We start from the raw sequence: 22452 nt of genomic DNA, 5'->3' as shown, positions 1-22452 counted from the left end.
GATAGACCGATCACCCAACAGGAAGCTTATGTCCTCGTCCCGCAACATCCTGCTGTCCATCGCCGCCGTCAGCATCGCCCTGGTCGGCGCCGCCCTGTACCTGCAACATGCCAAGGACATGCTGCCCTGCCCGCTGTGCATCATCCAGCGCTACCTGTTCCTGGGCATCGCGGTCTTCGCGCTGATCGGTGCCTTTGCAGGCAAGATCAAGGCCTTCGGCGCGCTGGCCCTGCTGTCCGCCCTGGGCGGCCTGGGCGTGGCCGGCAAGCACCTGTACGTGATCGCCCATCCGGGCTTCTCCTGCGGCATCGACCCGATGGAGACCACCCTCAACAAGATCCCGACCGCCACCCTGCTGCCTTCCGTGTTCCGCGCCGACGGCTATTGCGAAGCGACCTCCGACACCATCTTCGGCCTGTCGGTGCCGCAGTGGTCGGCCGTCTGGTTCGTGATCCTGGCGCTGGCCCTCGTCTGGGTGCTGGTGCGGCGCGCGCGCTGATGACGATTCGTCCCGGCACGGCCGTGGGCGCGGCGCTGGCCGCGCTGCCGCTCGACCCGCTCGAGAACCGCATCCTGCTGTGCCATGCGACGGGCCTGAGCCGCATCCAGCTGATCACGCAGGCAGAGCGGGCGCTCACCGACGCCGAGGCGGCGGCGCTCGACGGCCTGGTCGCGCGCCGCCTGCATGGCGAGCCGATCGCCTACATCGTGGGCAAGCGCGAATTCTTCGGCCTCGATTTCGCCGTCAGCGACGCCGTGCTGATCCCGCGCCCGGACACGGAACTGATCGTGGAACTGGCGCTCGAACGCCTGCAGCAAGGTGAACGCCTGCTCGACATGGGCACGGGCAGCGGCGCGATCGCCGTGTCGATCGCCCATACCCGCCCCGATGCGCACGTCACGGCGCTCGACGTCAGCGAGGCGGCCCTGGACGTCGCGCGCCGCAACGCGCAACACAACGGCGCCACCGTGCGCTTCCTGCGCAGCGACTGGTTCGCGGCGCTCGACGCGGGCGAACGCGGGGCCGAACGCTTCAACGTGATCGCCTCGAACCCGCCCTACATCGCTGCCGGCGACGCCCACTTGTCCCAGGGCGACCTGCGCTTCGAGCCGGTCGGCGCGCTGACCGACCATGCGGACGGCCTGTCGGCGCTGCGTACCATCGTCGACGGCGCCCCGGCCTACCTGCACGCCGGCGGCTGGCTGCTGCTGGAACACGGCTACGACCAGGCCGACGCCGTGCGCGCGCTGCTCGGCGCGCGCGGTTACGCCGACGTGCAGAGCTGGCGCGACCTGGCCGGCATCGAACGCGTCAGCGGCGCCCGCCTGCCTGCGTAAGCAGGGCCGCCCCGACGGGGGCGCGGCCATGTCGATGTCTTTGTTACAATCCCCACTCCATATTCCGGGACCTGCGATGCGTCGATTGTGCGCGACTTTCATCCTGCTCGGCCCCTTGCTCGCCGTCGCGGCCAAGGTGGATCCGGTCCAGCCTGCCCCGCCGACCGCGGCCGAGCAGGCGCAGGCGCTGTTCGAGCGCGACTGGGAATGGCGCCTGCAGCACCAGCCCGAATTTGCCACCGGCATCGGCGACCACCGCTACGACGGCCAGCTGGCCGATACTTCGCTGGCCGCCAGCGCGCAAGCCATCGAGCACGATCGCCGCATGCTGGAACTGGCGCGCCAGATCGACCGCGCGCAGTTGCAGGGCCAGGACCGCCTGTCCTGGGACCTGTTCGTGGGCGACAAGGAACGGCGCCTGGCCGGCGCCGCCATCGTGGCCTTCGATCCGCAACCGATCACGGCCTACGACGGCCTGCAGTTCCGTTTCCCCCAGCTGGTCGCCCAGATGCCCTTCGTGACCGAGGACGACTACCGCAACTACCTGGCGCGCCTGCGCGCGCTGCCGGCCCACGTCGACGGCCTGATCGAGCAGATGCGCGAAGGGATGCGCACCGGCTGGACGGCGCCGAAGGCGATCATGGCGGCGCTGCCGGACCAGTTGAAGGCCTTGCGCGAGCACCTGGCCGATGGCGCCGTCGGCGCGCCCCTGAAACGCCTGCCGGCGACCATCGATCCCGAGGCGCGCGCCCGGCTGGCCGCGGACGGCGCGGCCGCGCTGCAGGCCGCGGCGCCGGCGCTGCAGAAGCTCGAGGACTTCGTGCGCAGCGACTACCTGCCGGCCGCGCGCACCACCCTCGGCGCCGCCAGCCTGCCGGGCGGGCCGGCCTGGTACGCCTGGCTCGTGCGCAGCGGCGCCGATACCGCGCTGGCGCCGGCCGAGATCCACGCGCTGGGCCTGAAGGAAGTGGCGCGCCTGCGCGAGGAGATGCGCGCCACGATGACGCGCACCGGCTTCCGCGGCAGCTATGCGCAGTTCCTCGCGTTCGTGCGCAGCGATCCGCGCCTGTTCCCGACCGACGCGGACGCGCTGCTGAACCGCTACCGGCGCACCATCGCGCGCGCCTATGCGCGGCTGCCGCAGCTGTTCGACGCGATTCCTCCCGACGAGATCGCAGTCAAGCCCGTGCAGCAGGCCGGCGCCGAGGGTCAGGGCGCCGCCTATTACGAAGCGGGAACGCCCGGGCGCACGGCGGCGCTGGTCGTGAACACCTCGCGCCTGAACACGCGGCCGCTGTGGGAAGTCGAGACGCTGACCCTGCACGAAGCCGTGCCCGGCCACCACCTGCAGGTGGCGCGTGCCCGCGCCATCGCCGGCCTGCCGGCGTTCCGCCGCTACGCCTGGTACCCGGCCTATGGAGAGGGCTGGGCCCTGTACGCCGAAGGGCTGGGGCCGGACCTGGGCTTGCTGCGCGATCCGTTCTCGCAGTTCGGCCGCCTGGCCGACGAGCAGCTGCGCGCCGCGCGCCTAGTGGTGGACACGGGCATCCATGCGCTGAACTGGTCGCGCCAGCAGGCGATCGAATTCCTGAACGCGAATACCGCGAATCCGCCGTCCGACAACGTCGTCGAGGTCGACCGCTACATCGCCCAGCCGGGCCAGGCGCTGGCGTACAAGATCGGCCAGCTGCGCATCGGCGCGCTGCGCGAGCGCGCCCGCGCCGCACTGGGGGAACGCTTCGACATGCGCCGTTTCCACGACGCCGTGCTGGGCGACGGCGCGCTGCCGCTGGACGTGCTGGAACGCCGCATCGACCTGTGGATCGCCACCCAGCAGTTGCCGCCGGTCGTGCCGATCCCCGTGGAGCCGGAGGCGCCGGCCACCGACCCGGCGCCCGCGAAACCGGCGCGCTCGCCGGGCGAGGACATGCCCCTGCTGGCACCCTATTAATGGAACTGTCATATTGATAGTCTCCCGGCGCGCTTGGCCGTTTTCGGTTACTCTCTGCACCTTCACGGCAGTATAAGAAAGGAAACCCTGTGTCGAACCAACTGACCCGCCGCCTGGCCTTGCTGGACGACGATGCGCACCGCGGCCTGCTGCTGCAGGGCCTGCGCGGCATCGAACGCGAGACGCTGCGCGTCGACCGCCAAGGCCACCTGGCGCGCACGCCTCATCCGGTCCAGCTCGGCTCGGCGCTGACGCATGCACAGATCACGACCGACTACGCCGAAGCCCTGCTCGAATTCATCACCCCGGCCGAGCACGACATCGGCCTGGCCCTGCATCGCCTGGATGCGATCCACCGCTACGCCTACGCCAAGCTGGGCGACGAGCTGCTGTGGAGCCAGTCGATGCCCTGCGACCTTCCGTCCGAGGAAGACATCGAGATCGCCTGGTACGGCAAGTCCAACATCGGCATGCTCAAGCACGTCTACCGCCGCGGCCTGGCGCTGCGCTACGGGAAGGCCATGCAGTGCATCGCGGGCATCCACTACAACTACTCGCTGCCGGAAGAACTGTGGAAGGTGCTGGCCGCGAGCGAGGGCATCGCCGAGGAACGCCGCCACGCGCTGCGCGACTTCCAGTCCGAGAGCTACATCGCGACGATCCGCAACTTCCGCCGCTACAGCTGGCTGCTGATGTACCTGTTCGGCGCCTCGCCGACGCTGGCCAAGGGCTTCCTGCGCGGCCGCCAGCACCAGCTCGAGACGCTGTCCGACGACACCCTGTACCTGCCGTACGCGACCAGCCTGCGCATGAGCGACCTGGGGTACCAGAACGATGCGCAATCGGGCCTGCGCCCGCACGAGAACAGCCTGGAAAGCTACGTCACGTCCTTGATGGACGCCGTCAACCGCCCCTATCCGCCGTACGCCGAGATCGGCACCAAGAAGGACGGCGAGTGGGTCCAGCTATCGACCAACATCCTGCAGATCGAGAACGAATACTATTCGACGATCCGTCCGAAGCGCGTGATCCGTACCGGCGAGCGCCCCGTGCAGGCGCTGTGCAACCGCGGCGTGCAGTACATCGAGGTGCGCTGCCTGGACGTCGACCCGTTCGAGCCGGTCGGCATCGCGCTGGAGACGGGCCGCTTCCTGGACGCCTTCCTGCTGTTCTGCGCGCTCGAGGAAAGCCCGCTCATCAACGCCATGGAGAGCCAGGTCCATGCGCGCAACTTCGCGCGCACCGTCAAGGAAGGCCGCCGTCCGGGCCTGACCCTGACCCGCAACGACCACGAAGTGCTGCTCAAGGACTGGGCCGAGGAGCTGCTCGACCGGATCCGTCCGGTGGCCGAGCTGCTCGACAGCGAACACAATTACAAGGGCGCCCACGTGGAGGCGCTGGACGCGCAGAAGGCCAAGGTCGCCGATCCGGACCGCACGCCGTCCGCGCGCGTGCTGCAGGAAGTGCGCGTGCTCGGCTCGTTCGAGAAATTCGGCCTGCGCCAGAGCGAGCTGCATGCCCAGGCCTTCCGCGCCGACCCGCTGATGCCGGCCGAGGTGGCGCTGTTCGACGAGATGGCCAAGGCCTCGCTCGAGGAACAGCAGCGGATCGAGGCGGCCGACACGGGCAGCTTCGACGACTTCGTCGCCGCCTACAACAGCAGTACACTATGCGGGAATAACTGATTCCTGCCGCTGCAAGCGCATCGCCTGCGGCGGCCATCGCCGCGGGGATGCCTTGCTGACCTTCTTCAACGAACACCACGCCCAGCACGCCGGGAACGGGGGTTCGGACCAACCCGGACGGATCGACATCGTCGCCGCCGAACTGGCGCAGCGCGGCCTGGGCCGCATCGTCACGCCACACGGCGTGGCGCTGGCCTCGCTCGAGCGCGTGCACACGCCGCGCTACCTGCACTTCCTGCGCAGCGCCTGGAACGAATGGCTGGCCTACGACCCCCGCAATGCCGGACGCGACATCGTGCCCGCCGTCTGGCCGGCGCGCGGCATGCGCCACGATATCGAGCCGGACGACCTGGCCGGCCGCATCGGCCTGCATACGATGGATGCGCACACGCCCATCAAGGCCGGCACCTGGATCGCCGCCAAGACGGGCGCCGATTGCGCGATCAACGCGGCGCACGCGCTGCGCCTCGGCGAGCATGGCAGCTTCGCACTGACCCGGCCTCCCGGCGGGCACGCGGGCGCCGACTACTGCGGCGGCGGCTGCTACCTGAACAATGCGGCGCTGGCCGCCCAGCACCTGCTCGACGACGGCCTGCAGCGCGTGGCCATCCTCGACATCGGCAGCCGCCACGGCAACGGCACCCAGGGCATCTTCTACCACCGCCAGGACGTGCTGTTCGTGTCGATCCACGCCGACCCGCGTACCCACTATCCGTTCTACCTCGGCCACGCCGACGAGACGGGCACGGGCGACGGCGCCGGCTGCACCATGAACCTGCCGCTGCCGCGCGGCACCGCCGGGCCGCAATGGATGATGGCGCTGGAAACGGCCTGCATCAAGATGGCGGGCTATGCGCCGCAGGCGCTGGTGGTCTCGCTGGGCGCGGACGGCTTCGAGGGCGACCCCGCTTCGCCCTTCCTGCTGGACTCCACGGATTTCCTGCGCATCGGCGAACGCATCGGCTACCTGGACCTGCCCACCGTGTTCGTGCTGGAAGGCGGCGCGGCGCGGCCGGAACTGGGCGTCAACGTGGTCAACGTGCTCGAGGGATTCGAAGCGCCGGCCTGACATGTTGCGGGTCGATCGCGCGTTCAGCGCGTTTTTATTATCAAGGAATGGAACGAGAATGATCGAATGGCAGTTCAGCAGCTTCGCCGACCTGACGGCAGCGCAGTTGTACGCGGCGCTGGCCTTGCGCCAGCAGGTGTTCGTGCTCGAGCAGACGTGTTTGTATCCGGACATCGACGGCCTCGACCCCGGCGCCCACCACCTGCTCGGCTGGCGCACCGTCGACGGCAGGCGCGAACTGGCGGCCACGCTGCGCTGCCTGGCGCCCGGCGCGAAGTACGAGGAGATGTCGATCGGCCGCGTCGTCACCAGCCCGTCCACGCGCGGCACGGGACTGGGACGCGAGCTGGTGGCCCAGGGCCTCGCCTGCGCCGACAGGCTGCACCCGGGCCACGCGATCCGCATCGGCGCCCAGGCGCACCTGGAAAAGTTCTATGGGAGCTTTGGCTTCGTCACGGTGTCGGAACCATACGACGAGGATGGGATCATGCACATCGACATGGTGCGGCCGGCGGCACGCTGATACGCTGACGCGGCACCAACACGACGTCGTCCCTGCGAAGGCAGGGACCCAATGTTGCAAGCGTCGTCGAACTGCTTGCAGAAATTGGATCCCCGCCTGCGCGGGGACGACGTGGTGCTTACTTCAAATGCCCATGCCTGGTCGGATCCGGCATGCGGATCGCGACGATCAGCGCCAGCAGGCACATGATGCTGACGTACCAGTAGAAGTAGGATTCGTGGCCGGCCTGCTTGAACCACAGCGCCACGTATTCCGCCGACCCGCCGAAGATGGCGTTCGCCACCGCGTACGACAGGCCCACGCCCAGCGCACGCACTTCGACCGGGAACATCTCGGCCTTGATCAGGCCGCTGATCGAGGTGTACAGGCTGACGATCGCCAGCGCGGCGACGATCAGCGCGCCTGCCGCGACGGGGCTCTGCACGCCGCCCAGGGTGGTCATGATGGGCACCGTGCAGACGGTCGCCAGGGCGCCGAACCAGATCATCGCGGTGCGCCGGCCGATGCGGTCCGACAGCGCGCCGAACACCGGCTGCAGCGCCATGTAGATCAGCAGGCAGACCGTCATCACGCGGCTGGCCGTGGTCGTGCTCATGCCGGCCGTGTTCACCAGGTATTTCTGCATATAGGTGGTGAACGCGTAGAAGATCAGCGAGCCGCCGGCGGTGAAGCCCAGCACGGTGACGAAGGCGCGCGTATGGTTGCGCAGCAGCGCGCCGACGGTGCCGGCGCCCTCGCTGTTGCGGGCGTGGTCGGTGGTGGTCTCGTGCAGCGAGCGGCGCAGCAGCAGCGAGATCAGGGCCGCGCAGGCGCCGACCACGAACGGGATGCGCCAGCCCCAGGCCTTCAGTTCGTCGTGGGACAGGATCAGTTGCAGGATGCCCAGCACCAGCAGCGCGGCGAGCTGGCCGCCGATCAGCGTCACGTACTGGAACGAGGCGAAGAACCCCTTGCGGCCCGGCTCGGCCACTTCGCTCATGTAGGTGGCGCTGGTGCCGTACTCGCCGCCCACCGACAGGCCCTGGAACAGGCGCGCCAGCAGCAGCAGCAGCGGCGCCGCGTTGCCGATCGAATCGTAGGTCGGCAGCGCCGCGATCATCAGGGAGCCGCCGCACATCATGAGCACCGAGATCATCATCGAACGGCGGCGGCCGTAGCGGTCGGCGATGCGGCCGAACATCCAGCCGCCGATCGGACGCATCAGGAAGCCGGCGGCGAAGATGCCGGCGGTGTTCAGCAACTGGGCCGTCGCGTCGCCCTTCGGGAAGAACGCCGACGAAAAGTACAGCGCGCAGAAGGAATAGACGTAGAAATCGAACCACTCGACCAGGTTGCCGGACGAGGCGCCGACGATGGCGAAGATGCGCTGACGCGAGGTCAGGTCGTGAATTGCTTTTGCTTCAGTTGCTTCAGTTGCTTCTGTTGCAGCCGTATTGCTCATTGTGCTCCTCCGAATCGTTCATCGCATGGCAGCGCTGAACGACTCACGGGAGAACCGCCAGGCCAGCACGGCCATCTTTCAAGGATAGCAGTTTCTTAATTTTTTCGGTTGAACGCTATCGAATTTATTTCCGTAAAGACATTATTCAGTACGGGACGGCAAGGTTGCCGCGCCTGGTTCGCGCCGTTCGCTGCGCAGGCGGGCCAGCGCGATGATGTCGGCCGTCGTCTCCATCGGGATGCCCTTGCGCGCGGCCAGCTCGAGCACGGCGTCGCCGATCGCCGCCAGTTCCAGCGGCCGGCCGGCCTCGTAGTCCTGCAGCATCGAGGTGCGCACCGCGCCCATGCCGGCGCCGCGCGCGATGAAGGTGTCCGGGTCGAACGGCAGCCGGGCGCCGTAGGCGGCGGCCGTCAGCATCGCTTCGCCCAGGATCTTCTTGACCAGCGGGCGCATCGACGGCAGGCCGTAGATCTGCTCCAGCGTGGCGCCGGTGAGCACCGACAGCGGATTCGAGCTGAGGTTGGACAGCACCTTGGTCCAGACGACGTCGCGGATGGAGGCCGTGGCCTCGGTGGCGATGCCGGCGCCGGACAGCACGACGGCCAACTGCTGCGCGCGGGGGCTGGCGCGGTGGTCGATCTCGCCCACGATCAGGCGGTGCGGGTTGTTGGCGCGGACCACGCCGGGGGCCAGGGTCTCGGCCGTGATGTAGACGACGCAGCCGACCAGCTGCGCCGCCGGCACGGCCCGGGCCAGCACGCCGTCCGGATCGAGCGTCGCGAGCGGGCGCCGTTCCGGCTGCGCGCCGGCGCCGCCGCTGCTGCTGCCGCTGCTCCCATCGGAAAACCACCAGGGAATGCCGTTGATGGCGGGGACGACGATCGTGTCGGGACCGAGCATGGGCCCGAGAAGGGGCAGGACCTCGGCCAGCGCCGTGGTCTTGGTGCAGACGAACACGATGTCCTGGGGTCCCAGGGCGGCGGGATCGTCGGACGCCGCCGGCCGTGCCGTGTGGGTGCCTTCGAGGTCGTGCAGGCGCAGGCCGCGTTCCCGGATCGCCTGCAGCGTGGCGCCGCGGGCCAGGACGGAAACGTGGTGATCGGCCATGGCCAGGCGCACGGCGATGGTGGTGCCGATCGCGCCGGCACCGACGATGGAAATACGCATGATGATTCTTGACGGTCTCGTTCCGGCAGCTCGCTGGCCGGATCATATGAAGACCGCAATGTAGCACATGTGGCGCCGCGGCGCGCCCCTCCTTGGAAGGAGAGGCGGCGCGGGCGGGCGGTTCAGATCTCGACCTGGGTGCCGAGTTCGATCACCCGGTTGGTCGGGATCTGGTAGTAGGCGGCGGCCGTGCGGGCGTTGCGCTGCATGGCCACGAACAGGTGTTCGCGCCACGGCATCATGCCCTGGCCGGGCACCGAGATGATGGTCTGGCGGGTAATGAAGAACGAGGTCTCCATCATCTCGAAGACGAGGCCCTTGCAGTCGCACATGCGCAGGATCGCCGGGATGTCCGCCTCGTCCTTGAAGCCGTAGTAGACGTTCAGCTGGTAGCAGTTGTGCCCCAGCGGGATCACTTCGACCTGCTCGTCGTCCGGCACATAGGGTTCCTCGCGGATGCGCACCGTGAGGAACACGACGCGTTCGTGCAGCACCTTGTTGTGCAGCAGGTTGTGCAGCAGCGCGTGCGGCACGCCGTCGGTCTCGCCGCGCAGGAAGATGGCGGTGCCGGCCACGCGCTCGGGCGGGGCCACGAACAGCGACTGCAGGAATTCCTCGAGCGGGATCGCGTGGCGCTCCAGGTTCTGGAACACCAGCTCGCGGCCGCGCTTCCAGGTCAGCATGATGGTCAGCAGGACGGCGCCCAGGAACAGCGGGAACCAGCCGCCGTGCAGCAGCTTGAGGGTGCTGGCCGAGAACAGCGCCAGGTCCAGGAACATGAAGAAGCCGGTGGCGCCCAGGCACAGCCACAGGGGCAGGTGCCAGCGGTAGCGGATCACGAAGAAGGTCAGGAACGTGGTGGCGAACATCGTCGCCGTCACCGCGATGCCGTAGGCGCCGGCCAGCTTGTCCGAGGAGCCGAAACCGATCACCGCGATCAGCACCACGATCAGCTGCAGCCAGTTCACGGCCGGGATGTAGATCTGGCCGATCTCGCTTTCCGACGTGTGCATCACGCGCATGCGCGGCAGCAAGCCCAGCGCGATGGCCTGCTTGGTCATCGAGAAGGTGCCCGAGATCGTCGCCTGCGAGGCGATCACCGCGGCCATCGTCGACAGCACGACGAGCGGCAGCACGCTCCAGCTGCCGAGCTGGTGGAAGAACGGGTTGTCGATGGTCTCCGGATGCGTGATCAAGAGGCCGCCCTGGCCCAGGTAGTTCAGCGCCAGCGCGGGGAACACGATCAGGAACCAGGCGAAGCGGATCGGCTTCTTGCCGAAGTGGCCCATGTCGGCGTAGAGGGCTTCGGCGCCCGTCAGCGCCAGCACCACGGCGCCCAGCGCGACGAAGGCGATGAACTGGTTGCGCAGCACGAATTCGAACGCGTAATACGGGTTCAGCGCCTTCAGGATCACGGGCGCCTGCACGATGTTGATGATGCCCATGATCGCCAGCGCGGAGAACCACAGGATCATCACCGGCCCGAACCAGCGGCCGATGCCGGCCGTGCCGTGGCGCTGCACGCTGTACAGCACCAGCAGCACGGCGATGGTCAGCGGCACCACGTATTTTTCCAGGCCGGGGGTGGCCACTTCCAGGCCCTCGATGGCGCCCAGCACGGAGATCGCCGGCGTGATCACCGAGTCGCCGTAGAACATGGTGGCGCCGAACACGCCGATCAGCATCAGTGGGAAATGCCAGCGCGAGTGGCGCGTCACGGAGTTCAGCGCGAGCGCCATCAGCGCCATGATGCCGCCCTCGCCGCGGTTGTCGGCGCGCAGCACGAGGGTCACGTATTTGAGCGAGACGATCATCGTCAGGCCCCAGAAGATCAGGGAGACGATGCCCAGCAGGTTGAACGTGTTCAGCGCCAGTCCGTGGGTGGGATCGAAGATGGTCTTGAGCGTGTACAGCGGGCTCGTGCCGATGTCGCCGTAGACGATACCGACCGCAGCCAGGGTCAGCGCCGCAAGGCTGCTTTTCTTGTGTTGCGCCGTCAAGGTGTCACCGTTGGTTGTTCTGGTGCGTTGCACAATAGAATATTTAATAAGGAAAGACAAGGTTGGCTTTCCGCCGAGCTTGCTATTTTCTCAAAGTTTTGTTCATGATTCCAATTCATGTGAACAGTCTGCCCGATCGCCCCGGCTGCCAGCGCGCGTTAGCTTGCCCATGAAAAAAATGGCAAGCGCCGGCACAAGGCGGGAAGTTCCCGGATAATGTCGGCCCGACCATTTATCTCCGCTTCCATGTCCACCGGCATCCTGTCCGCCGCCCTCGCCTTCCTGTGCTGGGGTCTGTTCCCGTTGTACTTCCACGCGATCGGCGACGTGCCGCCCGTGCAGATCCTCGCCCACCGCATGCTGTGGTCGCTGCTATTCCTCGTCATCGTGCTGCTGGTGCGGCGCCAGTGGGCCTGGCTGGCCGTCGTGCGCCAGCCGCGCGTGTTCTTCAGCTTCGTCGCCTCGGCCTTGCTGCTCAGCATTAACTGGCTGATCTATATCTGGGCCGTGAACAATGGCCACGTGATCGAAGGCAGCCTGGGCTACTTCATCAACCCGCTGGTCAACATCATGTTCGGCTACCTGCTGCTGAAGGAACGCCTGCGCCGCGCGCAATGGCTGGCGATCGGCGTCGCCGCGCTGGGCGTGGCCTGGCTGACCTGGCAGGCCGGCACCGTCCCCTGGATCGCGCTGGCGCTGGCCGCGTCGTTCGGCGGTTACGGCCTGCTGCGCAAGACGGCGGCGCTGGGGGCATTGGAGGGCCTGTCGTTCGAGACCATGGTGCTGTTCCCGCTGGCGGCCGGCTACGTCATCTGGCTCACCATCCACGGCGAGAATGCCTTCATCAACACGCCGTCGGACACGACGCGCCTGCTGCTGATCGCGGCCGGGCCGATCACGGCGATCCCGCTGCTGCTGTTCGCCTCGGGCGCGCGGCGCATTCCGCTGTCCGTGCTGGGACTGCTGCAATACCTGTCGCCGACGCTGCAGTTCCTGCTGGGCGTGTGGCTGTTCCAGGAACCGTTCAGCGCCGACCGCCTGGTCGGCTTCGCCCTGATCTGGATCGCGCTGGCGCTGTTTGCCCTGGAAGGCTTGTTGCGCCGCCCGTCCAGCCCCGCACCGAAGCAAGCTTGACTTGCTTCACACCGGGGTCAGAGCCCGATTTTTGGCAATTTCCCAAAACCGGGCTCTGACCCCGGCTCTGACCCCGGTTTGTGTTAACGCAAACGTGGAAATAAGTGCTCTGACCCCGAATTTTCAGTATCCTGTCGTCCTCACAATCGCATTCACCGAACACATACTTATTACATGGCCAATTACGTCTATACCATGAACCGCGTGGGCAAGATCGTCCCACCGAAACGCCAGATTCTGAAGGACATTTCTTTGTCCTTCTTCCCGGGCGCAAAGATCGGCGTGCTGGGCCTGAACGGCTCCGGCAAGTCGACGCTGCTCAAGATCATGGCCGGCATCGATACCGACATCCAGGGCGAAGCGCGCCCGATGCCGGGCCTGAACATCGGTTACCTGCCGCAGGAACCGCAGCTCGATCCGGACAAGACGGTGCGCCAGGAAGTGGAATCCGGCCTGGGCGAAGCCTTCGAGGCGCAAGCCAAGCTGGAAGCCGTGTACGCCGCCTATGCGGAAGAAGGCGCCGACTTCGACGCGCTGGCGAAGGAACAGGAACGCCTGGAGTCGATCATCGCCGCGGCCGATGGCGGCAACCTGAACCTGCAGCTGGAAATGGCCGCCGACGCGCTGCGCCTGCCGCCGTGGGACGCCAAGATCGGCGTGCTGTCGGGCGGCGAGAAGCGCCGCGTGGCGCTGTGCAAGCTGCTGCTGTCGAAACCGGACATGCTGCTGCTGGACGAACCGACCAACCACCTGGACGCCGAGTCGGTCGAATGGCTGGAACAGTTCCTCGTGCGCTTCCCGGGTACCGTGGTCGGCATCACCCACGACCGCTACTTCCTCGACAACGCGGCCGAATGGATCCTGGAACTGGACCGCGGCCACGGCATCCCCTGGAAGGGCAATTACTCGACCTGGCTGGAGCAGAAGGAAGCGCGCCTGAAGCAGGAAGAAGCGACCGAGTCGGCGCGCCAGAAGGCGCTGGCCAAGGAACTCGAGTGGGCGCGCCAGAATCCGAAGGCACGCCAGGCGAAGTCCAAGGCGCGCATGGCCCGCTTCAACGAGCTGTCCGAATACGAATACCAGAAGCGCAACGAGACCCAGGAGATCTTCATCCCCGTCGCGGAACGCCTGGGCAACGAAGTCATCGAGTTCAACAACGTCTCCAAGGCCTTCGGTGACCGCCTGCTGATCGACAACCTGTCGTTCACCGTGCCGCCGGGCGCCATCGTCGGCATCATCGGCCCGAACGGCGCCGGTAAATCGACGCTGTTCAAGATGATCGCCGGCCTCGAGCAGCCGGATAGCGGCGAGGTCAAGATCGGCCAGACGGCCCGTGTCTCGCTGGTCGACCAGTCGCGCGACGACCTGTCCGCCGGCAAGACCGTGTTCGAGGACGTCAGCGGCGGCGCCGACATGCTGTCCGTCGGCCGCTTCGAGATGCCGTCGCGCGCCTACCTCGGCCGCTTCAACTTCAAGGGCTCGGACCAGCAGAAGCTGGTCGGCAACCTGTCGGGCGGCGAACGCGGCCGCCTGCACCTGGCCAAGACCCTGCTCAAGGGCGGCAACGTCCTTCTGCTGGACGAACCGTCGAACGACCTGGACGTCGAAACCCTGCGCGCGCTGGAAGACGCGCTGCTGGAATTCGCCGGCAGCGTGATGGTCATCTCGCACGACCGCTGGTTCCTGGACCGCATCGCGACCCATATCCTGGCCTTCGAAGGCGATTCCCAAGTTACCTTCTTCAACGGTAACTACCAGGAATACGAAGCCGACAAGAAGAAGCGCCTGGGCGAAGAAGGCGCGAAACCGAAGCGCATCCGCTACAAGCCGCTCACGGCCTGACCCGTTCGCCGCCAGGCAGCAGTAGACACGTCGTCCCCGCGCAGGCGCGGATCCAATGTTGCAAGCGTCTCATGATGCATGCAGCACTTGGGTCCCCGCCTGCGCGGGGACGACGTTTTTCATGGGTTTGCCACTTCCATCACATTGATTTATAAGCGGAAATGGATCGCCATCAATTTCAAGCCATGTGTAGAATCGACCGCGGTTGAGCTTGTTCAAGCCCTGCGCGCTTTGCGCCAGATCGAAACGAGGTAGCAATGACGTCGGGCAGACTACATTCATGACACATTACCGCGACAACCGCGTGCCGGGGACGACCTTCTTCTTCACGGTACGCTTGCTGGACCGCGACAGCTCCTTGCTGACGGACCATTTTTCGGCATTCGGGGAAGCGATGCGCCAAGCCCGCGTCCGCAAGCCCTTCCACGTCGATGCCTGGGTGGTGCTGCCCGACCACGCGCATGCGATCTGGACCCTGCCGCCGGGCGACCACGATTGCGCCTTGCGCTGGCGCGCCGTCAAGATCGCCTTTTCGAAAGCCCTTCATAAAGCCTGCCTGCAGGGCGGCACCCATCCCGCCGCGCACCAGGCCGGCGACGTCATCTGGGAGCGCCACTACCGCGACTACCGTGTCGGCGACGACGAGGAATACGCGGCGCTGATCGACTACCTGCACACGAATCCCGTGCGCCACGGCCTGTGCGAGGAGGCGGCCGCCTGGCCGTGGTCGTCGCTGCACCGCTTCGTCGCGGCGGGCTTCGCGGCGCCAGCCATGCCCTTGCCGGCGCCGCCATGGATGCGGGCCCGCGCCGCTCCCGTGCAAGCGCTGCGCCAATAACGACAAAAAACGACAAAAAGGGGCCCGCAGGCCCCTTTTCCCTAGGATCTGATGCTACCGGCTCAGAAGCTGTAGCGTGCGCCGATGGTCCAGACATCCGGCTTGGCGCCGAAGTCCTTCGACTTGCCATAGCGCTCGTATTCGGCGGTCAGCGCGACGTTCTGGTTGATGTTGTACTGCAGGCCGACGGCGCCGTAGGCACCCGTGTCGTCATCCTTCAGGTTGACCAGGTTCGTGCGCAGTTCGCGCTGGCTGTGCTGGACGCCCAGCTTGCCGTACAGCGAGAACTGGTCGTTCAGCGGGGTGCTGGCCTTGGCCGCGACGTAATAGCCGTAACCTTTCGTATCGCCGCTCACACCGGCGCCGCTGACGTCCGCCTTGCGGAAGTCGGTGTAGCCGACTTCGGCGCCCCAGGTCTGGTTGAATTCGTAGCCGCCGAAGACCTTGCCCGACGCCTTGTAGCCATCGTTGTCCAGGCCGCGGAAGTCTTCATGGTCCGCAGTCGCCACGCCGACGCCGACGTAGGCGCGCGGTTGGGTGCTGGCGGTGGTTTGTGCTTGTGCGGCCGAGATGGCGGCAGTAGTAGCGAGCAGTGCAACGATGAGCTTTTTCATGGTCTTTCCTCTTCGATTGTTTGACTGGTTCGCGATGCCAATGTGAATCGCGATGGAGGCAAGATAGCACTGCAACTCGACAACGTCCGTGCCCATTTCGTAAGAACTGTAATGAGATGTAAGCTACCTGACCGAAAGGTCAGTAATTTGAAGAGAAAAGTTGGCCGACGATGTGATGCAGTTGAATGCAGAAGGAGAGCGGGATATCAGCCGATGGTCCGAAACGTCAGGTTGACCCGTGGCCCCGTCGGCTTGGCCGTCTTGTTGATGCCATGCACCCAATGCGTCTGCAGGGAGCCCGCCATCAGCAGCAGGCTGCCGTCCGTCAGATCGAATTTGACCGTCCGCTTGCTGGCCTTGTGGCGCAGGATGAAGGTCCGGCTGGCGCCGAAACTGAGCGAGGCGATAGCGGGCTCGGGGCCGAGTTCCCGCTCGTCGTCGCTGTGCATGCCCATGCTGTCGGCGCCATCCCTGTAATAGTTCAGCAGCACGCTGTTGTAGCGCCGCTCCGTCACTTCCTCGACCGCGGCATGCAATTGGCGCAGCAGCGGCGTCATCGGCAACGGCGCGAGGGTCAGGCCGGAATACGTGTAGCCGGCGTCGCCGTAGCAGGCCGTCAGGCGCGGCTGCAGGTGGCGCTTGCCATACACCACGACGGTCTCGTGGCGCCAGGGGGTCTCGTCGACCAGGCGGCGCAGTACGTCGGCATTCGGAATGGGCAGCGGCAGCTGGGCCAGCATGGCCAGTTCGCCATCCTCGATCGGGATGGACTGCAGGCGGGCCTCGGCGGAAAACAGGTCCATGTCGGAAACTTTGCTCTATGATGAAGCATCTTCGAACATGCATTCTCTCATGAACAAACGCCAGTTCCTGGGCACGGCAGCCGTCGCGGGCGCCTTGCCGCTCGCCGCCCGGGCCGGATCGACCGTCCCGGCCGGCCGCGGTCCTGCCCTGCTGACCGTCACCGGCGCCATCGCGCATCCGAACCGCGGCCCCCTCGACCCCGTACTGGACCAGATGATGCACAAGCAGCAGCTGGCCTTCGACAAGGCCCATGCCTTTGACCACGCCGCACTGCTGGCGCTGGCGCCGCAGACGATCCGCCCGACGCTGGAATACGACGGCAAGCCGCACGTGCTGCGCGGTCCGCTGCTGGTGGATGTGCTGGGCAAGGCCGGTGCCGTGCTGGACGACAAGACGGTGCTGGTGCTGCGCGCCGTGGATGGCTACAACGTCGAACTGCCGCTGGCGCAGGCCAGAAGCCGGCGCTTCATCGTCGCCACCCACATCGACGGCAATCCGATGGGGCTGGGAGGATTGGGACCGCTATGGGCCGTCTACGATGCCGACCGCGTGCCGGAAATGGCGAAGCTGCCGCTGCCGCAGCGGTTTGCGGCATGCCCATGGGCGTTGTATCACGTGGAAGTGAAGGCGTCGTAAGGGACGGCCTCGTCGGGGCGGCCGTTACGCCGATTATGCGTAGGCTTCGGCGAGGCTCATGACGCGGGGCGTCACCTTGATGCCGACGTTGCCGAACAGCGTATCGAGCGCAGCCAGGTTGCTCGTGCATTCCTCGGCCTTCCAGCCGTTGAACAGGTCGGTGCCGTCCTTCTGGAAGTGCATGTCGAGGACCTTGCCCTTGTCGCGGTGGACGTAATTCTGCTGGTGGACGCTCTGGAATCCCAGCTCGGCCAGCGCCGCCAGTACCGCGTTCGGCGGATTGTCCGGATCGGTGGCCATGAACACGCCGAAGGTCTTGCCCGGCGGCTTCGCAGCGACGTCGACCTCGTAGATGCCGGGCGCTTTGGTCACAGAGGTACTCTTCAAGAACAGCATGCCATCTCCTTTTCCGGTCCGGGGCTGACCGCCAGCGGGCCGCTTCCACAGTTTTCCGTACAGACGACAAGCTTATTGCACTCAGGAAAATTTGTCGACAAATTCGCGCATTCTTTAGCTACCCTTTGGTTACGCCGCAACGTTAAATCGACGGTTTTGACGTTCAGGCTAGCCTAAGTAACAAACCTGTCGCACTGGCCACGACCAGGGCGCCGCACGCCACCATGCCGATCACGAAGCCGGCTTCCCGCCTGGCCGGATCGCGGTAATAGCCAAGCGCATACAGGATGCGGCCGACGCACCACAGCAGCCCGCCCGCGGCGGCCCACGCATCGCCCAGGAAGTGGCCGCACAACCACAAGGGCGCCAGCACCAGCGGCAGTTGTTCGAGCGTGTTCGCCTGCACCCGCTGGGCGCTCTGGAACGGCAACGGCCCGTCCATCGACGGCGCCGGCACCTTGTACTTGACGCGGGCCCACCCCGCCATCACGCCGGTCCAGAAGTAGACGCCGAGGATGGCCAGCGTGGCCCAGGCGGTGAGTTGCATGTATTTTCCAATCGATGACGTTCGGGCGCGGATGCGCCAGTGATTCAACCCTGCTCGCGCTTGCGCCGCGCCAGGTCCCAGGTCGCCGCCGCCAGCGCTTCGTACAAGTCCCCGGTCGGCCCGTCCCAGGCGCCGACGGCCGCCTGCTGGCGCGCGACGGTCGCCGCGTCGCCCCGGGCGATCGGACCGGACAGCGCCGTCTCCGGCCCCAGCCGGAACACGTTCGCCAGCGATTCGCCCGCCAGCGGACGCGCCAGTTCCAATGCCACCTCGCGCGGTATGCCGGCCGCCTGGTAGGCGCGCAGCGCGGCATCCAGCACCGTCACCAGGTAGTTCGACGCGAACACGGAGGCCGCATGGTAGACGGTCTTGGCGGCCGCATCGATGCGCACCGGACGCGCGCCGATCGCCTCGAAGGCCGGCAGCAGCAGCGCCAGCGCCGCCGCGTCCCCTTCGACGCCGCAGAAGGTGCCGTCGAAGTGCGCGGCCACGGCGGCCGGGTCGGCGAAGCTGCGCACCGGGTGCACGCTGGCGACATGGGCGCCGGCCGCGCGCAGCGCGTCCAGCTCGCCCGACGCCTTGGCGCCGCTGCAGTGGAACACGACGGCGCCCCGCATCGGCACGCTGGCCGCCAGCAGGGCGGCCACGTCGCCGATGCGGTCGTCCGACACGGCCAGCATCCAGACGGCGGCCGGCCGCAGCGCGCCGACGGCGCCGACCGCCTGGCCGGCGCCGATGAAGGCGGTGGCGGCGCGCGCGCTGTCCATGCTGCGGGTGAGCACGTCCTGCACGGCGAACACGGCGCGCGCCGCGAACAGGCGTCCCAGCGCGCGGCCCACGTGGCCGGCGCCGACGATATTCAGCAGCGCCGCCATCAGAACCGCGACCCCGGCTGGCGCAGGAATGCCTCCTCTTCCGGCGTCGACGGCCGTCCGAGGATGGCATTGCGGTGCGGGAAGCGGCCGAAGCGCGCGATCACGCCGCGGTGGCGGTGCGCGTAGTCGAGCGTCTCGTCGAAGCCCGGATGTTCGGCGGCCAGCACCGAGAACAGCTCGACGGCGCGCTCCTGCATGTAGGGATCTTCGGCATGCTCGAACGGCATGTAGACGAAGGAGCGCTGCCACGGCCCCAATGCCTTGTCGCGGCCGGCATCGACGAGTTGCTGCGCGGCGGCCAGCGCCAGCGCATCGCCCGCGAACGCACGGGGCGTGTTGCGCCAGGCGTTGCGGGTGAACTGGTCGAGCACGAGGATCCTTGCCAGCACGCCCTGCGGTCCCTGTTCGTCCCATGCGCGCAGCCCGCCGGCCAGCGCCTCGTCGATGACGGCGCCGAAGCGTTCGCGCACGGTGGCGTCGAACGCGTCCTTCTTGACGAACCATTCACGGCGCGGCTGGCCGTAGGTGGCGCTGCCGGGTGCGCCGAACCAGAAGTCGAGTACGTCCTGGGCATTCATCGTCGTTCCCTTGTCAGTTACGCGCGTGCGACAGCTCGAAGCCGTCCACGCCCTCCAAGTCCGACAGTTCGCCGGCCAGCGTGGACAACGGCGCGCCGCCCGCCCCCGCCAGCGCGACGAAGCGCCACTCCTGCACGTTGCCGCTGCTGCCGATGGTGAGCGAGGAGCCCGCAATCTCGTAGCCGCGTTCCACCGCGGCGCGGCGCAGCTCGTCCTCGCTGGGCCGCACGCCCGGCTTGAAGCGCAGCGTGACGGCCACTGCATGGCGCGACGGCAGCTTGCTGACGGCGCGGTTCAGGTAGATCATGATCATGGTGGCGAAGAACGCCAGGCCCATCGCCGCCATGTAGAACCCGACGCCGACCATGATGCCGATGACGGACGACGCCCAGATCGAGGCCGCCGTCGTCAAGCCGCTGATGGTGAAGCCGGAGCGCATGATGACGCCGGCGCCGAGGAAGCCGATGCCCGTCACCACGCCCTGGATCACCCGGGTCGGGTCGATCAGCGCCGCCGCCGCCCCATGGCCGCCGTACCAGGAGCCCGGATAGCCCGAGATCACGGTCAGCGCGCACGAGGCCATGCACACGAGGCCATAGGTGCGCATGCCGGCCGCGCGGCCGTGGTAGGAGCGCTCGTAGCCGACCATCAGGCCGAGCAGCAGCGCGCCCACCAGGTGCAGCAGGACCAGGCCGTTGGTGACCAGCTCCGGCTGCGACCAGTAGGTGTCGAACAGTTCCGCCCAGGTCGGCACCACCGCGCGTGGGTTCAAGTCTTTTTCCTGACCAGCTGCTTCTCGAACGCGATGTCGTTCTTGGTCATGCGCTTTTCCGGCTGCGGTCCGAGGCCGTCGACGAAGGTCACGAAGTCGTCCAGTTCGAGCGGCGCGCACAGCGGCGGCGCGCCCGGCTTCTCGGACAGGAAGAAGTGGCCGGCGCCGGTGCGCGCCATTGAATACGTGGCGATGCCGGTACGCCGCTTGAGCCGCTCGACGGCGGCACTGGCCCGGGTGGAACGTGCGCCCGCCATGTCAGATCTCCCTGGTGCGCAGTTCGAGCCAGTCGCGCGCGGCCCCGTCGACCAGCGGCAGCAGGCGCGCGCGCACCTCGCGGTGGTAGGCGTTCAGCCACGCGACCTCGTCGCCGCGCATCAGCGACAGGTCGATGCAGCGGGTGTCGATCGGGCACAGCGTCAGCGTCTCGAAGCCGAGGAATTCGCCGAACTCGGTGGTGTCGACGACCTGCGCCAGGACCAGGTTCTCGATGCGGATACCCCAGTGGCCAGGACGGTAGATGCCCGGCTCGTTCGACGTGATCATGCCCGGCTCGATGGCCGTGTGCGGGTCCGGCGGCGCCACCGGAGAAATCACCTGCGGGCCTTCGTGCACGTTGAGGAAGTAGCCGACGCCGTGGCCCGTGCCGTGGCCGTAGTCGATGCCGGCGGCCCAGATCGGCGCGCGCGCCAGCGCGTCCAGCATCGGTCCCTTGGTACCGCGCGGGAAGCGCGCCACCGACAGGTTGATCATGCCCTTCAATACCAGCGTGAAGTCGCGCTTGTGCGCGGCGGTCGGCTCGCCCACCGGCACCACGCGCGTGATGTCGGTGGTGCCGCCCAGGTACTGGCCGCCGGAGTCGATCAGCAGCAGGCCGTCGCCGTCGATGACGGCGTGGGCTTCCTCGGTGGCGCGATAGTGCATGATGGCGCCGTTGGCGTTGAAGCCGGCGATGGTGCCGAAGCTGGGCGACACGAAATGCGGCCGGCGCGCGCGCGCCGCCGTGATGTGGGTGTCGATGTCGACCTCGGTCAGCGGCGTGCGGCGCGCGTCCTGCAGGCGCGGCTCCAGCCACGAGAAGAATTCGCACAGCGCGGCGCCGTCCTGTTCCATCGTGGCGCGCACGTGGTCCATCTCGGCATCGAGCTTGCGCGACTTGGCGAAGGTGGTCGGATTGATCGCCTCGACCACGCGCACGCCGTCCGGCACGGCGGCGCGCATGCCGGCGGTGACGCGGCGCGGATCGAGCAGCAGCGAACTGCCGGCCGGCAGCGCGGCCAGCGCGGACGCGGCCTGGTCGTAGGCGGCGACGCGCACGCCATCCTGCTCGAGGCGGGTGCGCAGCGCGGCATCGACCTTGCCGTCGGCGACGAACAGCGTGGCACGGCCCGATTCGACCAGCGCGTGCGACACGAACACGGGGTTGTAGCTGACGTCGGCGCCGCGCAGGTTGAACAGGTAGGCGATGTCGTCCAGCGTCGAGATGAAGTGGCGTTCGGCGCCCAGTTTCGCCATCGCGTTGCGGGTGGCGTGCAGCTTGTCGGCGCGGGTGGCGACGGCGAACGGCGCCGCGTGCTCGTACACGGGGTCCGCCGGCAGGCCGGGACGGTCGCTCCAGACCTCGTCGAGCAGGTCGATGTCCGTGCGCAGCGTAATGCCGCGCGCCTGCAGCGCGTCGCCCAGCAGGCGCGCCACGGCCAGGCCCAGCACGCGCGCATCGATGGCGACGGTCTGGCCGGCTTGCAGCGTGTTGGCCAGCCAGTCGATGTGCAGCAGGCTGGCGGCGGCCGGGATCTTCATCAGCTGGATTTCGGTGCCGTCCAGTTCCTGCTCGGCCTGGGTATAGTAGCGGCCATCGGTCCAGACGCCGGCGAAGTCTTTCGTCGCGACGAAGGTGCCGACCGAACCGGTGAAGCCCGACAGCCACTCGCGGCCTTTCCAGCGGCCGGGCAGGTATTCGGACAGGTGCGGATCGGCGGACGGCACGATGAAGGCGTCGACCTGGTGGCGCGCCATCGCGGCGCGCAGACTGGCGAGGCGTTCGGCGCGCAGGCCGGTGGTGTCAAGTGCTGGCATGGTACGGGCTCGGCTCGTTCGTTTCTCAAGCCCCTATCATACTCCGCGCCGATAGCCCGTGCCCCGGGCGCGGCCGCAGCCGTGATACGCCCGGCGGCATTCTGGCGGATAATCGCGCCAGGGACTGTTTCGACCCAGCATTTTTTCGACCAAGTTTTTTACCTAG

General features: G+C 67.3%; 22 protein-coding genes. 10 read left to right on the top strand and 12 right to left on the bottom strand.

The features are described 5' to 3' along the window. Positions 1-28 precede the first annotated feature (28 nt). From ACI1V7_RS16570 to ACI1V7_RS16545, 6 genes are all read left to right on the top strand, one after another. Positions 29-499 carry a disulfide bond formation protein B gene (locus ACI1V7_RS16570; RefSeq protein ID WP_404532900.1) on the top strand — a complete coding sequence of 157 codons (471 nt, stop codon included), beginning with the start codon at positions 29-31 and terminating at the stop codon, positions 497-499. Further along, positions 499-1338 (top strand): peptide chain release factor N(5)-glutamine methyltransferase, encoded by an 840-nt coding sequence (gene prmC / locus ACI1V7_RS16565; protein ID WP_404532898.1) that lies wholly within the window; start codon positions 499-501, stop codon positions 1336-1338. The genes ACI1V7_RS16570 and prmC overlap by 1 nt, the downstream gene beginning before the upstream one ends. A gap of 76 nt (positions 1339-1414) precedes the next feature. Continuing rightward, on the top strand, positions 1415-3289 hold the full coding sequence (locus ACI1V7_RS16560) for a DUF885 domain-containing protein (RefSeq protein ID WP_404532897.1): 1875 nt from the start codon (positions 1415-1417) through the stop codon (positions 3287-3289). Between the two features lie 89 nt (positions 3290-3378). Continuing rightward, the gene (gene gshA, locus ACI1V7_RS16555; protein ID WP_404532896.1) at positions 3379-4974 is read left to right on the top strand and encodes a glutamate--cysteine ligase; all 1596 of its coding nucleotides are present in this window, start codon (positions 3379-3381) and stop codon (positions 4972-4974) included. A 52-nt stretch (positions 4975-5026) separates the two neighbouring features. Further along, positions 5027-6043: a histone deacetylase family protein gene (locus tag ACI1V7_RS16550; protein ID WP_404532895.1), complete on the top strand. Its 1017-nt coding sequence runs from the start codon at positions 5027-5029 to the stop codon at positions 6041-6043. 58 nt (positions 6044-6101) lie between these two features. Then, positions 6102-6566 carry a GNAT family N-acetyltransferase gene (locus ACI1V7_RS16545; protein ID WP_404532894.1) on the top strand — a complete coding sequence of 155 codons (465 nt, stop codon included), beginning with the start codon at positions 6102-6104 and terminating at the stop codon, positions 6564-6566. Between the two features lie 118 nt (positions 6567-6684). On the opposite strand, the gene ACI1V7_RS16540 is transcribed toward ACI1V7_RS16545, so the two are convergent. The 3 genes from ACI1V7_RS16540 to ACI1V7_RS16530 form a co-directional block, all read right to left on the bottom strand. Further along, a complete protein-coding gene (locus ACI1V7_RS16540; RefSeq protein WP_404532892.1) occupies positions 6685-8007 on the bottom strand; it encodes an MFS family transporter in 1323 nt (440 codons plus the stop codon). A 141-nt stretch (positions 8008-8148) separates the two neighbouring features. Beyond that, positions 8149-9174 carry a ketopantoate reductase family protein gene (locus tag ACI1V7_RS16535; protein WP_404532890.1) on the bottom strand — a complete coding sequence of 342 codons (1026 nt, stop codon included), beginning with the start codon at positions 9172-9174 and terminating at the stop codon, positions 8149-8151. A 122-nt stretch (positions 9175-9296) separates the two neighbouring features. Beyond that, complete coding sequence (locus ACI1V7_RS16530; RefSeq protein ID WP_404532889.1) at positions 9297-11174, bottom strand: potassium transporter Kup; 1878 nt, start codon at positions 11172-11174, stop codon at positions 9297-9299. Positions 11175-11420: 246 nt separating this feature from the next. Here ACI1V7_RS16530 and rarD point away from each other — a divergent pair, with 246 nt between their 5' ends. From rarD to ACI1V7_RS16515, 3 genes are all read left to right on the top strand, one after another. Beyond that, the gene (gene rarD, locus ACI1V7_RS16525) at positions 11421-12308 is read left to right on the top strand and encodes an EamA family transporter RarD (protein WP_404532888.1); all 888 of its coding nucleotides are present in this window, start codon (positions 11421-11423) and stop codon (positions 12306-12308) included. A 174-nt stretch (positions 12309-12482) separates the two neighbouring features. After that, the gene (ettA, locus tag ACI1V7_RS16520) at positions 12483-14150 is read left to right on the top strand and encodes an energy-dependent translational throttle protein EttA (RefSeq protein ID WP_404532885.1); all 1668 of its coding nucleotides are present in this window, start codon (positions 12483-12485) and stop codon (positions 14148-14150) included. 280 nt (positions 14151-14430) lie between these two features. Next, complete coding sequence (locus ACI1V7_RS16515; RefSeq protein ID WP_404532884.1) at positions 14431-14988, top strand: REP-associated tyrosine transposase; 558 nt, start codon at positions 14431-14433, stop codon at positions 14986-14988. Positions 14989-15050: 62 nt separating this feature from the next. Here ACI1V7_RS16515 and ACI1V7_RS16510 read toward each other — a convergent pair whose 3' ends face one another. Next, positions 15051-15602: a porin family protein gene (locus ACI1V7_RS16510; RefSeq protein ID WP_404532883.1), complete on the bottom strand. Its 552-nt coding sequence runs from the start codon at positions 15600-15602 to the stop codon at positions 15051-15053. 206 nt (positions 15603-15808) lie between these two features. Beyond that, entirely contained in the window at positions 15809-16405 is a 597-nt protein-coding gene (locus tag ACI1V7_RS16505; RefSeq protein WP_404532882.1) for an alpha-ketoglutarate-dependent dioxygenase AlkB family protein, read from the bottom strand. Between the two features lie 49 nt (positions 16406-16454). Here ACI1V7_RS16505 and ACI1V7_RS16500 point away from each other — a divergent pair, with 49 nt between their 5' ends. Then, the gene (locus ACI1V7_RS16500) at positions 16455-17042 is read left to right on the top strand and encodes a putative pterin-binding protein (protein WP_404532881.1); all 588 of its coding nucleotides are present in this window, start codon (positions 16455-16457) and stop codon (positions 17040-17042) included. Between the two features lie 33 nt (positions 17043-17075). On the opposite strand, the gene ACI1V7_RS16495 is transcribed toward ACI1V7_RS16500, so the two are convergent. The 7 genes from ACI1V7_RS16495 to ACI1V7_RS16465 all read right to left on the bottom strand — a co-directional run bounded on the left by ACI1V7_RS16495 (position 17076) and on the right by ACI1V7_RS16465 (position 22286). Beyond that, entirely contained in the window at positions 17076-17438 is a 363-nt protein-coding gene (locus tag ACI1V7_RS16495; protein WP_404532880.1) for a hypothetical protein, read from the bottom strand. A 163-nt stretch (positions 17439-17601) separates the two neighbouring features. Beyond that, complete coding sequence (locus tag ACI1V7_RS16490; RefSeq protein ID WP_404532879.1) at positions 17602-17985, bottom strand: MAPEG family protein; 384 nt, start codon at positions 17983-17985, stop codon at positions 17602-17604. Positions 17986-18029: 44 nt separating this feature from the next. Then, complete coding sequence (locus ACI1V7_RS16485) at positions 18030-18860, bottom strand: Rossmann-like and DUF2520 domain-containing protein (protein ID WP_404532878.1); 831 nt, start codon at positions 18858-18860, stop codon at positions 18030-18032. Beyond that, positions 18860-19438, bottom strand: a complete 579-nt coding sequence (locus ACI1V7_RS16480; protein WP_404532877.1) for a DUF924 family protein — start codon at positions 19436-19438, stop codon at positions 18860-18862. The genes ACI1V7_RS16485 and ACI1V7_RS16480 overlap by 1 nt, the downstream gene beginning before the upstream one ends. Before the next feature lie 13 nt (positions 19439-19451). Beyond that, on the bottom strand, positions 19452-20210 hold the full coding sequence (locus tag ACI1V7_RS16475; RefSeq protein WP_404532876.1) for an MgtC/SapB family protein: 759 nt from the start codon (positions 20208-20210) through the stop codon (positions 19452-19454). Next, positions 20207-20467 carry a hypothetical protein gene (locus ACI1V7_RS16470; RefSeq protein WP_404532875.1) on the bottom strand — a complete coding sequence of 87 codons (261 nt, stop codon included), beginning with the start codon at positions 20465-20467 and terminating at the stop codon, positions 20207-20209. The genes ACI1V7_RS16475 and ACI1V7_RS16470 overlap by 4 nt, the downstream gene beginning before the upstream one ends. A 1-nt stretch (position 20468) precedes the next feature. Further along, positions 20469-22286: an aminopeptidase P family protein gene (locus ACI1V7_RS16465; RefSeq protein ID WP_404532874.1), complete on the bottom strand. Its 1818-nt coding sequence runs from the start codon at positions 22284-22286 to the stop codon at positions 20469-20471. Positions 22287-22452 lie beyond the last annotated feature (166 nt).

The sequence above is a fragment of the Massilia paldalensis genome (assembly GCF_044901715.1).
Classification (GTDB): domain Bacteria; phylum Pseudomonadota; class Gammaproteobacteria; order Burkholderiales; family Burkholderiaceae_D; genus Telluria; species Telluria paldalensis.
Note: the sequence above shows the minus strand (reverse complement) of the source record. Positions and strands in the feature narration are given on the sequence as shown.

Coding starts and splice junctions, on each gene's coding strand:
- ACI1V7_RS16485 (WP_404532878.1), bottom strand. CDS start 18,860: ATGGCGGCGCTGCTGAATATCGTCGGCGCCGGCCACGTGGGCCGCGCG.
- ACI1V7_RS16510 (WP_404532883.1), bottom strand. CDS start 15,602: ATGAAAAAGCTCATCGTTGCACTGCTCGCTACTACTGCCGCCATCTCG.
- ACI1V7_RS16470 (WP_404532875.1), bottom strand. CDS start 20,467: ATGGCGGGCGCACGTTCCACCCGGGCCAGTGCCGCCGTCGAGCGGCTC.
- ACI1V7_RS16500 (WP_404532881.1), top strand. CDS start 16,455: ATGAACAAACGCCAGTTCCTGGGCACGGCAGCCGTCGCGGGCGCCTTG.
- ACI1V7_RS16535 (WP_404532890.1), bottom strand. CDS start 9,174: ATGCGTATTTCCATCGTCGGTGCCGGCGCGATCGGCACCACCATCGCC.
- ACI1V7_RS16505 (WP_404532882.1), bottom strand. CDS start 16,405: ATGGACCTGTTTTCCGCCGAGGCCCGCCTGCAGTCCATCCCGATCGAG.
- ACI1V7_RS16570 (WP_404532900.1), top strand. CDS start 29: ATGTCCTCGTCCCGCAACATCCTGCTGTCCATCGCCGCCGTCAGCATC.
- ACI1V7_RS16560 (WP_404532897.1), top strand. CDS start 1,415: ATGCGTCGATTGTGCGCGACTTTCATCCTGCTCGGCCCCTTGCTCGCC.
- ACI1V7_RS16515 (WP_404532884.1), top strand. CDS start 14,431: ATGACACATTACCGCGACAACCGCGTGCCGGGGACGACCTTCTTCTTC.
- ettA (WP_404532885.1), top strand. CDS start 12,483: ATGGCCAATTACGTCTATACCATGAACCGCGTGGGCAAGATCGTCCCA.
- rarD (WP_404532888.1), top strand. CDS start 11,421: ATGTCCACCGGCATCCTGTCCGCCGCCCTCGCCTTCCTGTGCTGGGGT.
- ACI1V7_RS16480 (WP_404532877.1), bottom strand. CDS start 19,438: ATGAATGCCCAGGACGTACTCGACTTCTGGTTCGGCGCACCCGGCAGC.
- ACI1V7_RS16490 (WP_404532879.1), bottom strand. CDS start 17,985: ATGCAACTCACCGCCTGGGCCACGCTGGCCATCCTCGGCGTCTACTTC.
- ACI1V7_RS16545 (WP_404532894.1), top strand. CDS start 6,102: ATGATCGAATGGCAGTTCAGCAGCTTCGCCGACCTGACGGCAGCGCAG.
- prmC (WP_404532898.1), top strand. CDS start 499: ATGACGATTCGTCCCGGCACGGCCGTGGGCGCGGCGCTGGCCGCGCTG.
- ACI1V7_RS16465 (WP_404532874.1), bottom strand. CDS start 22,286: ATGCCAGCACTTGACACCACCGGCCTGCGCGCCGAACGCCTCGCCAGT.
- ACI1V7_RS16495 (WP_404532880.1), bottom strand. CDS start 17,438: ATGCTGTTCTTGAAGAGTACCTCTGTGACCAAAGCGCCCGGCATCTAC.
- ACI1V7_RS16540 (WP_404532892.1), bottom strand. CDS start 8,007: ATGAGCAATACGGCTGCAACAGAAGCAACTGAAGCAACTGAAGCAAAA.